We start from the raw sequence: 13,477 nt of genomic DNA, 5'->3' as shown, positions 1-13,477 counted from the left end.
TGTTTTTAAGCGGTGCTTGAGCCCGCTGGGCGTTACCCCTTGTCCAGGCCGAGCAGGGTGATGGCCTTGGCCAGGGTATCGACGGATTCCTGATGCTTGCCCGCCTTGTGCAGGGCTTCACCTTCGGCCCTGAGCTGCTTCACCTCGGCCAGTTGCTCGGCACTGAGCACGGGGTCGGTGGCCAGGGCATCATCGATCTTCTTCATGTCCATCGGACAGTGAAAGGCGAGGGCACTGCCAGCGAAGAGCAGGCCTGCCAACAACAACACGACTCTCATCTTGACGACCTCCATGTTGGGATCCCGTTAAGGATAGCCTCTCAAAAACGGGGCAAGCCGGTTGAAGGGGGCAAGAGAGCGGGGCTACCATGACCCTTCAACCCTGAGAAAGGAGCGGCTATGGCACTCACGAGATTGTTGTCCCCCCTGACCAGTCTGGTGATCTTCATTCTGGGTCACGGCATGTTCAACACCCTGCTGACGGTGCGACTCTCGGCCGAGCAGGTGTCGGCCCAGGCCATCGGTCTGGTCTCTGCCGCCTACTTTGGGGGCCTGGTGCTCGGGGCCTTCGTCAATGCCCGCCTCATCATCCGGGTGGGGCATATCCGGGCCTATGCGGCCTATGCTTCCCTGCTCTGTTTCCTGTTCCTGCTGCACGGCATGGTGGTGGAACCCGTCACCTGGGCGGGGCTGCGCCTGCTCGGGGGTTTTGCCACCGGCGGCCTGTTCGTGGTGCTGGAGTCCTGGATGCTGGTCTCCAGCACCCCGGCCAATCGGGGGCGGTTGATGTCCCTCTACATGATCCTGCTCTACGGCTCCCTGGCGCTCGGCCAGTTGCTGCTCAAGTGGGTGGATCCCCTGGTGCTGACGCCCTTTGCCCTGTGTGCCATGGCCGCCACCCTGTCGGTGGTGCCGCTCGCGCTCTCCCGGGTGGCAACCCCCGCCATGGTGGCCCCCCAGCGGGTCGGCGTGCTGGAGCTGGTGCGGCTTACCCCGGCGGGCATGGGCAGCAGTTTCACCTCTGGGCTGCTGCTTGGCGCCATCTACGGTCTGCTGCCCCTCTATTTCACCGACAGCGGTGCATCGCTGGCGCGGGTGGCGGACATGATGGCCCTGGTGATCCTGGGGGGCATGTGCCTGCAATACCCCATCGGTCGCATCTCGGATCGCTATGACAGGCGGCTGGTGATCTTACTGCTCTGCGTGGCGCTGGTGGTGCTGGCGCTGTTGATGGTGATGTTACCGCAGAGCTGGCGTGAACCCGTGGCCGGGGGGCTGGTGTTCCTGCTCGGCGGCATGGCCTTCTCCATCTATCCCTTGAGCCTCAGCCACGCCTGCGATGAACTGCGCCCGGATCAGGTGCTCGGAGCCAACCAGGGGTTGCTGCTCGCCTACAGCCTGGGGGCCATGATAGGGCCCCTGCTTGCGCCCTTCGTCATGATGCACGTTGGGCCAGAGGGGCTCTTTGTCTATTTCGCCCTGTGTGGCGCCCTGTTGGCCTCTTATCTCGGCTGGCGCAAGCGGCAGCGGGCGCCCATTCCTCTGGCCGAGCATCAAGTGTTCATTCCAGTGCCCCCCAACACCCCCATGACTCCGGAGCTGGAGCCGAGAACGGATCTGGCGGGGGAGGCGGTGCCCGCAAGCTTTGCCACCCCGGATGAGGGCGTGGATGAAGAGCCCCCAACTCGCAGTTAGGGTGCCAAGCGCACCGAGGTACAACAAGCGTGAGACATGAAAAAAGCCGACTCCAGGGAGTCGGCTTTTTGTCGGACGCTGAGCCTATCAGGCGGTTACGGCATCGGCCTTGGTAGCCGCCGCTTCTGGCGCTGCATTGCGAATGAGGTAATCAAACGCACCCAGGGCTGCGGTGGCACCGGCACCCATGGAGATGATGATCTGCTTGAACGGCACGGTAGTGGCGTCCCCTGCGGCGTAGACGCCGGGCAGGGAGGTGGCGCCCTTGGTGTCGATCTCTATCTCGCCAAAGCGGGTCAGGGCTACGTCGCTCCCTTTCAGGAACTCGGTGTTCGGCACCAGACCGATCTGTACGAAGATGCCAGCCACCGCCAGGTGCTTGATCTCACCCGTGGTACGGTCTTCGTAATCCATGCCGACCACCTTGCTGCCGTCACCGATCACTTCGGTGGTACGGGCGCTCATGATGATGTCGATGTTGCCCATGGAGCGGGCCTTCTTCTGCAGCACCTCGTCGGCACGCAGGGTATCGGCGAACTCCACCACGGTGACGTGCTCGACGATGCCAGCCAAGTCGATGGCCGCCTCGATGCCGGAGTTACCGCCACCGATCACCGCAACCCGCTTGCCCTTGAAGAAGGGGCCGTCGCAATGGGGGCAGTAGGCCACGCCCTTGGTGCGGTATTCCACTTCACCCGGCACGTTCAGGTCGCGCCAGCGGGCACCGGTGGCCAGGATCACGGCGCGGCTCTTCAAGGTCGCGCCGGAGGCGAGATCCACGTTCACGTAGCCATCCTTGCTGATGGCGGCGGCGCGCTGCTCGGTGATCACTTCCACGCCGTACTGCTTGACGTGCTGCTCCAGGCTGGCGGCCAGCTTGGGGCCTTCGGTGTAGGGCACGGAGATGAAGTTCTCGATGCCGACGGTGTCCATCACCTGACCACCGAAGCGCTCGGCAACGATAGCGGTACGAATGCCTTTACGGGCGGCATAGATAGCGGCGGCTGCGCCAGCCGGGCCACCGCCGACCACCAGGACGTCGTAGGGGGCTTTTTCATTGAGCTCTTCGGCCTTGCGCGCGGCGGCGCCGGTGTCGAGCTTGGCGACCACTTCTTCCAAGGAGATTCGACCCTGGCTGAACGGCTGACCGTTCAGATAGACGTTCGGCACGGCCATGATCTGGCGCTCGGCAACCTCATCCTGGAACAGGGCGCCGTCGATCATGGTGTGGGTGATGCCGGGGTTCAGGGTCGCCATCAGGTTCAGGGCCTGTACCACGTCCGGACAGTTGTGGCAGGACAGAGAGATATAGGTCTCGAAGTGGAACTCGCCCTTCAGGTTCTTGACCTGCTCCAGCACGGCCGGGTCGGCCTTGGAGGGGTGGCCGCCGCTTTGCAGCAGGGCGAGTACCAGGGAGGTGAATTCATGACCCATGGGGATGCCGGCAAAATGCACGCGGGGGGCTTGACCCTGGGGCGCGATGCTCATGGAAGGCTTGCGGGCGGCTGTGCCATCAGTCATGGAAATTTTGGGGGACATCTCGCTGATCTCGGTGGCCAAAGCCAGGAGTTCGGCGGATTTGTCGCTGTCGTTGCCAGACACGCTGATCTCGATGGGATTGACGATGTACTGCAAGTAACCGTTGAGTTGTTGTTTGAGGTTGGTATCTAACATGGTCGAATTCCTTCTTGCTGAATGCGGTCGGCACTATGAGAGGGCACAGAATACGGAGAATACTGGGCCAGAAAGCAGACCGGCACGTTTGAAGTGGGCCGGAAAACAGACCGGCCCTTGAACGGGCCGGTCTTTAGAGCGGGGAGGCTTAGATTTTGCCTACCAGATCCAGGGACGGGGCCAGAGTGGCTTCGCCTTCTTTCCACTTGGCCGGGCAAACTTCACCCGGGTGAGCGGCAACGTACTGGGCAGCTTTGACTTTGCGCAGCAGTTCCAGGGCGTCACGACCGATGCCGCCGGCGTTGATCTCGACGATCTGGATGATGCCGTTCGGGTCGATAACGAAGGTACCACGGTCAGCCAGACCAGCTTCTTCGATCATCACGCCGAAGTTGCGGGTGATGGCACCGGTGGGGTCGCCGATCATCGGGTACTGGATCTTCTTGATGGTGTCAGAAGTGTCGTGCCAGGCCTTGTGAGTGAAGTGGGTGTCGGTGGAGACGGCGTAGATCTCGACGCCCAGCTTCTTGAATGCTGCGTAGTTGTCTGCCAGGTCGCCCAGCTCGGTCGGGCAAACGAAGGTGAAGTCAGCCGGGTAGAAGAACACCACGGACCACTTGCCTTTCAGATCAGCGTCAGACACCTGAACGAATTTGCCTTCGTGGTAAGCGGTAGCGTTGAACGGCTTGATTTCAGTGTTGATATAGGTAGACATGTATTTGCTCCTTGGTGATGTACATATGCCTGTCTGGCCAGGCCAGTCGAGGCGTTTAACTTTCGATGGAGGCATCATAGGGCTTTTCGCTAATCGGTCAAAGCCACAATTTTGAATCACATAAATCTATTTATTAGATAACCCATCACAACTGTACTCAACATGAATATCTCAGGACTTCACAGATAACTCATTGTCGAAGTTCAATTTCTGTCCTGCGGGTCACATTTTCAAGTCCCGGATGGGATCTTGTTTTACCCATGGGATGAAAGCAGGGAAAGATGAAGGTTCGTCGGGGAGGGCGAAAGAGAGACAAAAAAATCCCGGCGTCATCGCATGAGGAGGCCGGGTCATCAAACAAGGAATGGCGATATATAAAATGCTTTACAGCAAAGACTTACTACGGGGTGTGCAAACTTGCAGACATATGAAGGGAAGAGTACGGGTGCACAATCCTCATCTTCCCCTCGGCAAACATTGCATGAGAGACATGATAGTGTGATGGTGATCACAAAGCAAGATTATGATGTAATTTTCCATCCAAAATGAAAGGCTTTTAGTTTTACGGTCGATTATTTCGACTGAAAACGCTTTTAATGTAATTTTATTACGAGATTTTGTGATCAGGAATCCGCTTGAGGCTCCTGCTCTTCAAGCAACTCCAGCAGATTGATGGCCACCGCAATGAAATCAGACTCGGTGACGATGCCCACCAGTCTCTGCCCCTTGATGACCGGCAGGCAGCCATATTTGTGGCGTTGCAGATAAAGTGCCGCCTCCTTGATACCGGCGCGGGGATCCACGGTTGCCACCTGGCGAGTCATGATGTCGTCGAGCTGCACGCTGTCGGTGAACTCCGCCTCCCGTTCCGGATTGATCAGCAGCAGTTTGGACTCACGGGTGGCGAGGATGTCGGAGAGGGTGACCAGTCCCAGCAGATGATGATACTCGTCGACGATGGGAATGTGGCGGATCCGCTCCTGCTGCATCAGGTCCATCGCCTGCTTGACGCTGTTCTGTGGACCCAATGTGAAGGGGTGTTCGGTCATGATTTCAGACAGTGTCATCATGGTGGCCTCCTTGTGTCTCTGATCCCACCCTAGCCCAGCCGTCGCAGTCAAAACCTGATCAGGGTCAATACAGATCGTTAAACAACCATTCACTCCCAAGAGCGGCAGATGCGACTCAGTCCATTGTGTGTGATGCCGTGGCTTCGTGGCCCGATGCCTTGTCTCTAACCTGGTTTGGCGCGCACGCCGACGCCGCTGCGCGCGTGATGACATGCCAGAAGATCCTTGTGCTCACAAAAGCGCCCGCTATCCCTTGTCTGCCTTGGGTTTTTGGTCTTTTGGGTTGCCTTGAAGTAAGGGGATAACTAGACTAGCCGCCGATTCCCCCCGAGGTGAAAGATGCAAGTATCCGATTTTCATTTTGATCTGCCAGACGAGCTGATTGCCCGCTATCCCATGACGCAGCGCACCGCCAGCCGTCTGTTGCAGCTCGATGGTCAAAGCGGCGCCCTGCGCCACGGTCAATTTGTGGATGTGCTGGACCAACTCAATCCCGGCGATCTGCTGGTGTTCAACAACACTCGCGTCATTCCGGCCCGCATGTTTGGCCAGAAGGCCAGCGGCGGAAAGCTGGAGGTGCTGGTGGAGCGCATTCTGGACGAGCACAGCGTGCTGGCTCACGTTCGCTCCTCCAAGTCCCCCAAGCCGGGCACTCGCCTCATTCTGGATGGTGGTGTCGAAGCGGAGATGCGTGCCCGTCACGACGCCCTGTTCGAGATCCACTTCCTGGACCCGCGCCCGGTGCTGGAGATCCTGGAGGCCATCGGTCACATGCCGTTGCCCCCCTATATCGACCGCCCCGACGAGGATGCCGATAAAGAACGCTATCAGACCGTTTACAACGAGAAACCGGGCGCCGTAGCTGCTCCCACTGCCGGCCTGCATTTTGACGAGCCCTTGCTCGAGCGGATCAAGGCCAAGGGAGTGGAGCTCGCCTTTGTCACCCTGCACGTAGGGGCAGGCACCTTCCAACCGGTGCGGGTGGACAAGATTGAAGATCACCACATGCACTCGGAGTATGCCGAGGTGCCACAAGCCGTGGTGGACGCGATCGCGGCAACCCGCGCCCGCGGTGGCCGCATCGTCGCCGTCGGCACCACCTCGGTGCGATCCTTGGAGAGCGCCGCCAAGGTGACGCTGGCCCAGGGCAAGCCGCTGGCGCCATTTTTCAGCGACACCGACATCTTCATCTTCCCGGGCTATCAGTTCCAGGTCGTCGATGCCATGATCACCAACTTCCACCTGCCGGAGTCGACCCTGATCATGCTGGTCAGCGCCTTCGCCGGGTATGAGCACGTGATGGCGGCCTATCAGGCGGCGGTAGCCGGACAATATCGCTTCTTCAGCTACGGGGACGCCATGTTCGTCACCCGTCGCCGGGACGAGGCTTGATGCCTCGCCCTTCAGAACCTGTTCAAGATCGCTGAGTAAGATCGCGCGCAGCTTCTTATATACGGGCCCTCGCTGGGCCCTCAACTGTCGGACTGTTTCTCTGACTGCATCGAGGTAGCAATGAAATTTGAACTGAAAACCACCGATGGTCGCGCCCGCCGCGGCCAGCTGGTATTCGAGCGTGGCACCGTCCAGACCCCGGCCTTCATGCCGGTCGGTACCTATGGCACCGTCAAGGGGATGACCCCGGAAGAGGTCCGTGAGACCGGCGCCCAGATCCTGCTTGGCAACACCTTCCACCTCTGGCTGCGGCCGGGGCAGGCGGTGATGCGCGCCCACGGGGATCTGCACGATTTCATGAACTGGCAGGGGCCCATCCTGACCGACTCAGGCGGCTTCCAGGTGTTCAGTCTGGGCCACATCCGCAAGATCACCGAAGAAGGGGTACATTTCCGTCATCCCATCAACGGCGAGAAGATTTTCCTCGACCCCGAAAAGTCCATGGAGATCCAGTACGATCTGGGCTCCGACATCGTCATGATCTTCGACGAGTGCACGCCCTATCCGGCCACGTACGAAGAGGCGCGCAAGTCCATGGAGATGTCCCTGCGCTGGGCCAAACGCTCCCGGGACAAGTTCGATGCCCTGGGCAACAAGAACGCCCTGTTCGGCATCATCCAGGGCTCGGTCTATGAGCCGCTGCGGGATGTCTCCCTGGACGGCCTGCTGGAGATTGGCTTTGACGGCTATGCCGTCGGCGGTCTGGCGGTGGGTGAACCCAAGGAAGACATGCATCGTATCCTCGATCACGTCTGCCCGAAGATCCCGGCGGACAAGCCACGCTACCTGATGGGGGTGGGCAAGCCGGAGGATCTGGTGGAAGGGGTGCGCCGTGGCATCGACATGTTCGACTGCGTGATGCCGACCCGCAACGCCCGCAACGGCCATCTGTTCACTACGGACGGGGTGGTCAAGATCCGCAATGCCAAGTATCGCGAGGACACCAGCACCCTGGATGCGGAGTGCGATTGCTACACCTGCAAGAACTACACCCGCAGCTATCTGTACCATCTGGACAAGTGCAACGAGATCCTCGGCGCCCGTCTGAATACCATCCATAACCTGCGTTATTACCAGCGGGTGATGCAGGGTTTGCGGGACGCGATCGAGCAGGGTAAATTAGACGACTTTGTAACTGAGTTCTACCGTCGGCAAGGGAAGCCTGTGCCTCCATTAGCTGAAAACAACGCTAAATAACAACGAGTTATCAGCTATTCATCAAATCTACATCAAACAAGAGGTTGTTAAATGAGCATTATCTCCAAGGCATATGCAGAAGGCGCGGCTCCGGGTGCACAGGGTGGTGGCATGGAAATGATCATCATGCTGGCCGTCTTCGGCCTTATCTTCTATTTCATGATCTACCGTCCCCAGGCCAAGCGTGCCAAGACTCACCGTGATCTGATGAGCTCCCTGGCCAAGGGTGACGAAGTGCTCACCTCCGGTGGCCTGGTCGGTAAAATCGCCAAGGTATCCGCCGACAGCGAATACATTGTGCTGGCCCTGAACGATCAGACCCAGGTCACCATCAAGCGTGACTTCGTCTCTGCCGTTCTGCCCAAGGGCTCTATCCAGTCCCTCTAATCTCCCGAGGAGCACAGCGTGTTAAATCGCTATCCGCTGTGGAAATACCTGATGGTGGTCGTGGTGATCGCCATCGGTTTTCTATATGCAGCCCCCAATCTTTACGGCGAAGACCCGGCCTTGCAGGTATCTGCCAGCCGTGGTGCCGAAGTCAAACTCGAGACGCTCGATCAGGTGAAGGAGACGCTCGACGCGGCCAAGATCCCGGTCAAACATGCTGCCTTCGAGCACGGCTTCATCCTGGTTCGTTTCAATAACACCGAAGATCAGTTGAAAGCACGTGATGTCGTCGCCAACAAGCTGGGCGACAACTTCATCACGGCCCTCAACCTGGCCCCGTCCACCCCCGCCTGGCTCGAAGCCATCGGTGCGGCACCCCTCAAGCTCGGTCTTGACCTGCGCGGTGGTGTGCACTTCCTGATGGAAGTGGACATGGCCGAGGCGCTGACCAAGCAGCAAGAGCAGATGGTGCAGGATTTCCGGACCGAGCTGCGCACCCAGAAGATCCGTTACTCCGGCGTGCGCCGGGTCGGCGATCAGGTGCAGGTAGTGTTCCGCGAAGAGGAAGATCAGTCCAAGGCGGTCTCCTTCCTGCGTCGCCAGAATCCGGATCTGACCTTTACCACGGAGCAGAAGGGGGATGACTTCATCCTGCTGGCCTCCTTGAGTGAAGCCAAGATCAAGGAAGTGAAGAAGTACGCCCTCGAGCAGAACATCACCATCATCCGCAACCGGGTGAACGAGCTGGGGGTGGCCGAGCCGCTGGTCCAGCAGCAAGGTGCCGAGCGCATCGTGGTGGAACTGCCTGGGATCCAGGACACCGCCCGTGCCAAGGAGATCCTGGGCGCGACCGCGACCCTGGAATTCCACATGGTCGATGAGACCGCCGATATCCAGGCCGCCGCCAGTGGCCGGGTACCGCCGAGCTCCAAGGTGTACAACGATCGCAACGGTCGTCCCGTGGTGCTGCAAAAGCGCGTGATCCTGACCGGTGACCACATCGTGGGTGCCCAGTCCGGTTTCGATGAATACAGCCGTCCCCAGGTCAACATCAAGCTCGACAGTCAGGGCGGCAACAAGATGGCCAACTTTACCAAGGACAACGTTGGTAAGGGCATGGCGACCGTCTTCATCGAGTACAAGCCGGTGGGCCAACCGGGTCCGGATGGCAAGCGCAAGTTCCGCAAGCAGGAAGAGGTGATCAACGTCGCGACTATCCAGTCCCGTCTGGGTAGCCAGTTCCGCATCACCGGCATCGACAACGCCAACGAAGCCCACAACCTGGCGCTGCTGCTGCGTGCCGGTGCCCTGATCGCCCCGATCCAGATCGTGGAAGAGCGCACCATAGGCCCGAGCCTGGGTCAGCAGAACATCGACAGCGGTATGGAAGCCATCGGCTGGGCCATGCTGGTGATCGTGCTGTTCATGGGGATCTACTACCGCGCCTTCGGCTGGGTGGCCAACCTGGCGCTGACCATGAACCTGGTACTCATCGTCGGTATCATGTCGATGATCCCGGGGGCCACCATGACCCTGCCGGGCATCGCCGGTATCGTCTTGACGCTGGGCATGGCGGTGGATGCGAACGTGCTGATCTACGAGCGTATTCGTGAAGAGATCCGCAATGGTCGCGGGGTGCAGCAAGCCATTCACATGGGCTTTGATCGCGCCTTCTCCACCATCGCCGACTCCAACGTTACCTCGCTCATCACCTGCGTGATCCTGTTCGGTATCGGTACCGGCGCCATCAAGGGCTTCGCCCTGACGCTGGGGATTGGTCTGACCGCCTCCATGTTCACCGCCATCACGGTATCCCGCGCCATTATCAACCTGGCCTGGGGTGGACGGCGCATCGACAAGCTGCCGATCTAAGGAAGAGACATGTTTCAAATTCTACATTTTGAAAAGCCCATCCCCTTCATGCGTTTCGCCAAGACGGGTATGGTGCTCTCTGCTCTGGTGACGGTGTTCGCCCTCTACATCCTGTTCGATCGCGGCCTGAACTGGGGCCTGGATTTCACCGGTGGTACCACCATCGAAGTGGGGTTCCAGCAATCGGTGAGCCTGGACAAGATGCACGAGGCGCTGGATCAGCAGAAGATTGAAGGGGCGACCCTGCAATTCTTCGGCTCCAGCCGTGACGTTCTGGTGCGCATGGCTCCGCAAGAGGGGGTCAAGGTCGAACAGCAGGGCAATGAAGTGCTGGCGGCCGCCAAACTCATCGACGAGAGTGCCGTGCTCAAGCGCGTGGAGTTCGTCGGTCCCTCAGTGGGTGACGAGCTGGCGACAGACGGGGCGCTGGCCATGCTGGCCTCCATCCTCTGTATCCTGATCTACGTGGCGGTGCGCTTCGAGTGGCGTCTGGCGACGGGGGGGATCCTCTCCCTGGCCCACGACGTCATCATCACCCTTGGCATCTTTGCCTACTTCCAGTACGAGTTCGACCTGACCGTACTGGCGGCGTTGATGACGCTGGTGGGTTACTCGCTCAACGATACCATCGTCGTGTTCGACCGGGTACGGGAGAATTTCCGCAAGGTGCGCAAGGGGGATACCGCCGAAATCATGGATCTCTCCATGACCGAGACCCTGAGCCGGACCATCATCACCTCTGGTCTTACCTTCGTGGTGGTGGTGGCGCTGCTGCTCAAGGGCGGTCCGCTCATCCACGGCTTTGCCATCGCCATGGTGATCGGGGTGGCCTTCGGGACCTACTCCTCCATCTATGTGGCGAGCGCCTCTGCCATGTTCCTCGGGATCAAGCGGGAGCACATGCTGCCGACCCAGGTGGAAAAAGAGGGCGCGGATCAGCAAGAGATCCTGCCGTAAACGACAAGGGCGCCGCAAGGCGCCCTTTCTCTTATGGCTCGACTGAGTCATGATACTCGGCGACAGTGAGCAATCCGCTCGGGCTACAACGAGTGCAAGGAGCAAGCCATGCAACATAACCCCCGTTTTCTGGCACTGGTCGAGGCCATACGCCCGCAAGTGAAAGAAACTGACGTACATCAGATCAAGCGCTGGCAGGATGAGGGCCGCGACTTTCATCTGGTCGACGTGCGCGAGGAGAGCGAGTGGGCGAGGGGCCATCTGCCGGGGGCGACCTACCTCGGCCGCGGGGTGATAGAGCGGGATATCGAAACGCGCTATCCCGACCCCGCCACCGAGCTCTACCTCTATTGTGGGGGGGGATTTCGCTCCATTCTGGTGGCGGAGAACCTGCAGAAGATGGGCTACACCCGAGTGGTCAGTGTCGATGGAGGCTTTCGCGGTTGGAGTGACGCCGGATACCCTGTCGAATCCTGATTTATTTGAGGGAGAGGGGCTCAGCCACATGACAAAGTCTCGGCTGACCTTTACCATATGCGGGTCAAGCGTAAGCGTCGGAGTGTTCATTGAACGTCAGGATAGGGATTGGATACCTCACGGGTATCCTGTTGTTGCTCCCCATGTGGGGTTGCAGCAGTAGCAGTCAGGTTGCAGCTCCTCAAGTTCCCAAGCCGCAACCCGCTTCGCTGGTATTGGCGACCCCCTTGCAGGTCTCCTACCAGAGCGAGTTGGCGCTGGCGCGACTCGGGCAGATGCTCAGTGAAATGGAGTTGACGACGGAACAGCGTGCCGAGCTGTTCTATGAGCGTGCCGTGGTGTTTGACAGAGTGGGGTTGCGTTCCCTGGCCAGACTGGATTTCAACCGCGCCCTGCGGGAGAAACCCGATTTTGCCGAGGCGTACAACTTCATCGGTGTCTATCTGGTGCAGCAGCAGAACTATGACGAGGCCTACGAGGCCTTCGATTCGGCGCTGGAGCTGGCCCCGGATTATGATTATGCCTATCTCAACCGTGGCATTGCGCTCTATTACGGCAATCGTCCCGAACTTGCGGCGGCCGACATGAAGCGCTTCTACGAGGCGCAGCCGGAAGATCCCTACCGGGTGATCTGGCTCTATCTGGCCGAGCAGAAGCTGGATGCCTCGGCGGCCATGAGCCGGATGCGCGAGCGCCTCAACAAGTACGATGACGACGCCTGGAACTGGGATCTGGTTCGCCTCTACACCGGCGAGATCAATGCGACCCAGTTGATGGGCAACGTGGTGAAAGGGGTGAAGGACAACCGGGAGCTCGCCGAGCGCCTGTGCGAGACCTACTTCTACCTCGGCAAGTTTGAACTGGCCAAGGGCAACCGCAAGGAAGCCATCAGTTATTTCAAGCTAGCCCTTGCCAACAACGTCTACGACTTCATCGAGCATCGTTATGCCCTGCTGGAGCTGGAGTTGATGGCCCGCAAACCCGTGCCGCCCGGCGCCCCGAGCGCACAGAAGAGCAAGCAAGCCTCCTGACCCCGGAGGTAAGCCGTAAAAAAGGCCTCATCACGAGGCCTTTTTGCTGTCTGCGCGTTGGCGGTTATCCCACCAGGCTCATGCCGGGGATCTGGCGCCAGTAGCCGTTGCAGTCGTGCTCCTGCTGCAGGGAAAGCGGTGCCTGACCCTGCTGGTTGGCCTTGAAACGAGCCAGCATATCCAGGGTGTCCATCCCCTCGGGGGAGAGGCGCACCACGTCCACCAGGTCTGCCATTCCCTTGAGATCGTTGCCGAGGTTGTAGCAGTAGCCGGACTGGGTCTGGATGCCGTTGAGGTTGAACACCTTCTGCCCCTCGCGGCTGTGGGCGAGACGGCCGTTGGGATAGTGGATGCAGGCGAGCTCGCAGTTGTCTTTGGGCTTGTCGAGGGAGCGGGCGGTGAAGCAGCGGGCCGAGTAGGCGAGCGGCAGGTGGCCGTAGGCAAAGACTTCCACCTCGAAGCGCTGGCGATCGGCCCCCAGATCCTGCACCAGCTGCACCAGCCAGTCCCGGGAGAGTTCCACCGGCATCACCCAGCGCTGCATTCCGCTTCTGAGCAGCATGCGCAGCACATCGGCGTTGTAGGCGTTGATGGCCGGGCCGCAGACAAACGGCAGGTCGGCCTCTCTGGCGAGCTGGACGGTGCCCAGATCGTTGGCCTCAATCAGCAGGTCGCCGTTGTCTACCAGTCGCTTGACCTCCTTGAGCTCGGACGGGGCCGAGATGAGCGCCAGGGTGGAGAGCACCGCCTGTTTGCCCGAGCTGGCTACCTCGCGGGCCAGGGCAATCCACTCATCCGCCTTGAGTTCGCGGCGCTTGCTGCACACCGTCTCCCCCAGATAGATGATGTCGGCCTGACTCCGGGCGGCGGCCTCGTAGAATGACTGGGTGTCGGCCTTGGGCCAGTAGAAGAGCAGGGGGCCGAGAGAGAATTGCATTAGTTGTGCTCCTT

At 59.8% G+C, this 13,477-nt stretch carries 13 protein-coding genes; 8 read left to right on the top strand and 5 right to left on the bottom strand.

Annotation, left to right across the window (positions count from 1 at the left end; all coding sequences use genetic code 11):
* Positions 1-32: 32 nt before the first annotated feature.
* The gene (locus ABNP46_RS12320; protein ID WP_349918118.1) at positions 33-278 is read right to left on the bottom strand and encodes a hypothetical protein; all 246 of its coding nucleotides are present in this window, start codon (positions 276-278) and stop codon (positions 33-35) included.
* Positions 279-398: 120 nt separating this feature from the next.
* On the opposite strand from ABNP46_RS12320, the gene ABNP46_RS12315 reads away from it, so the two are divergent.
* Positions 399-1,694, top strand: coding sequence for an MFS transporter (locus ABNP46_RS12315; protein ID WP_349918116.1), 1,296 nt, complete (start codon positions 399-401; stop codon positions 1,692-1,694).
* An 87-nt stretch (positions 1,695-1,781) separates the two neighbouring features.
* Here ABNP46_RS12315 and ahpF read toward each other — a convergent pair whose 3' ends face one another.
* The 3 genes from ahpF to ABNP46_RS12300 form a co-directional block, all read right to left on the bottom strand.
* The gene (ahpF, locus tag ABNP46_RS12310; RefSeq protein ID WP_349918114.1) at positions 1,782-3,368 is read right to left on the bottom strand and encodes an alkyl hydroperoxide reductase subunit F; all 1,587 of its coding nucleotides are present in this window, start codon (positions 3,366-3,368) and stop codon (positions 1,782-1,784) included.
* A 148-nt stretch (positions 3,369-3,516) separates the two neighbouring features.
* The gene (gene ahpC / locus ABNP46_RS12305; protein ID WP_349918113.1) at positions 3,517-4,083 is read right to left on the bottom strand and encodes an alkyl hydroperoxide reductase subunit C; all 567 of its coding nucleotides are present in this window, start codon (positions 4,081-4,083) and stop codon (positions 3,517-3,519) included.
* A gap of 623 nt (positions 4,084-4,706) precedes the next feature.
* A complete protein-coding gene (locus tag ABNP46_RS12300) occupies positions 4,707-5,153 on the bottom strand; it encodes a CBS domain-containing protein (RefSeq protein WP_349918112.1) in 447 nt (148 codons plus the stop codon).
* 339 nt (positions 5,154-5,492) lie between these two features.
* Between ABNP46_RS12300 and queA the strand changes: the two genes are divergently transcribed.
* The 7 genes from queA to nlpI all read left to right on the top strand — a co-directional run bounded on the left by queA (position 5,493) and on the right by nlpI (position 12,526).
* On the top strand, positions 5,493-6,545 hold the full coding sequence (gene queA, locus ABNP46_RS12295) for a tRNA preQ1(34) S-adenosylmethionine ribosyltransferase-isomerase QueA (protein ID WP_349918110.1): 1,053 nt from the start codon (positions 5,493-5,495) through the stop codon (positions 6,543-6,545).
* A 120-nt stretch (positions 6,546-6,665) separates the two neighbouring features.
* Entirely contained in the window at positions 6,666-7,802 is a 1,137-nt protein-coding gene (gene tgt / locus ABNP46_RS12290) for a tRNA guanosine(34) transglycosylase Tgt (protein ID WP_349918108.1), read from the top strand.
* A gap of 51 nt (positions 7,803-7,853) precedes the next feature.
* Positions 7,854-8,189, top strand: a complete 336-nt coding sequence (gene yajC, locus ABNP46_RS12285) for a preprotein translocase subunit YajC (RefSeq protein WP_100858982.1) — start codon at positions 7,854-7,856, stop codon at positions 8,187-8,189.
* A gap of 18 nt (positions 8,190-8,207) precedes the next feature.
* A complete protein-coding gene (gene secD, locus ABNP46_RS12280) occupies positions 8,208-10,061 on the top strand; it encodes a protein translocase subunit SecD (protein ID WP_349918107.1) in 1,854 nt (617 codons plus the stop codon).
* A gap of 9 nt (positions 10,062-10,070) precedes the next feature.
* A complete protein-coding gene (secF, locus tag ABNP46_RS12275) occupies positions 10,071-11,018 on the top strand; it encodes a protein translocase subunit SecF (protein ID WP_349918105.1) in 948 nt (315 codons plus the stop codon).
* A gap of 108 nt (positions 11,019-11,126) precedes the next feature.
* Positions 11,127-11,495 carry a rhodanese-like domain-containing protein gene (locus tag ABNP46_RS12270; RefSeq protein ID WP_349918104.1) on the top strand — a complete coding sequence of 123 codons (369 nt, stop codon included), beginning with the start codon at positions 11,127-11,129 and terminating at the stop codon, positions 11,493-11,495.
* Between the two features lie 89 nt (positions 11,496-11,584).
* A complete protein-coding gene (nlpI, locus tag ABNP46_RS12265; protein WP_349918102.1) occupies positions 11,585-12,526 on the top strand; it encodes a lipoprotein NlpI in 942 nt (313 codons plus the stop codon).
* Positions 12,527-12,590: 64 nt separating this feature from the next.
* Here the strand turns inward: nlpI and ABNP46_RS12260 are convergent, their stop codons facing one another.
* A complete protein-coding gene (locus ABNP46_RS12260; RefSeq protein ID WP_349918100.1) occupies positions 12,591-13,463 on the bottom strand; it encodes a U32 family peptidase in 873 nt (290 codons plus the stop codon).
* Positions 13,464-13,477: the final 14 nt, after the last annotated feature.

Source organism: Aeromonas veronii (genome assembly GCF_040215105.1).
Lineage (GTDB): Bacteria > Pseudomonadota > Gammaproteobacteria > Enterobacterales > Aeromonadaceae > Aeromonas > Aeromonas veronii_G.
This window is presented reverse-complemented; position numbering and strand designations above follow the sequence as displayed.

Bases quoted from the DNA above. Each gene is read 5' to 3' on its own strand.
- tgt (WP_349918108.1), top strand. From the start codon at position 6,666: ATGAAATTTGAACTGAAAACCACCGATGGTCGCGCCCGCCGCGGCCAG.
- ahpF (WP_349918114.1), bottom strand. From the start codon at position 3,368: ATGTTAGATACCAACCTCAAACAACAACTCAACGGTTACTTGCAGTAC.
- ABNP46_RS12315 (WP_349918116.1), top strand. From the start codon at position 399: ATGGCACTCACGAGATTGTTGTCCCCCCTGACCAGTCTGGTGATCTTC.
- queA (WP_349918110.1), top strand. From the start codon at position 5,493: ATGCAAGTATCCGATTTTCATTTTGATCTGCCAGACGAGCTGATTGCC.
- ahpC (WP_349918113.1), bottom strand. From the start codon at position 4,083: ATGTCTACCTATATCAACACTGAAATCAAGCCGTTCAACGCTACCGCT.
- ABNP46_RS12260 (WP_349918100.1), bottom strand. From the start codon at position 13,463: ATGCAATTCTCTCTCGGCCCCCTGCTCTTCTACTGGCCCAAGGCCGAC.
- secF (WP_349918105.1), top strand. From the start codon at position 10,071: ATGTTTCAAATTCTACATTTTGAAAAGCCCATCCCCTTCATGCGTTTC.
- ABNP46_RS12320 (WP_349918118.1), bottom strand. From the start codon at position 278: ATGAGAGTCGTGTTGTTGTTGGCAGGCCTGCTCTTCGCTGGCAGTGCC.
- yajC (WP_100858982.1), top strand. From the start codon at position 7,854: ATGAGCATTATCTCCAAGGCATATGCAGAAGGCGCGGCTCCGGGTGCA.
- ABNP46_RS12300 (WP_349918112.1), bottom strand. From the start codon at position 5,153: ATGATGACACTGTCTGAAATCATGACCGAACACCCCTTCACATTGGGT.
- ABNP46_RS12270 (WP_349918104.1), top strand. From the start codon at position 11,127: ATGCAACATAACCCCCGTTTTCTGGCACTGGTCGAGGCCATACGCCCG.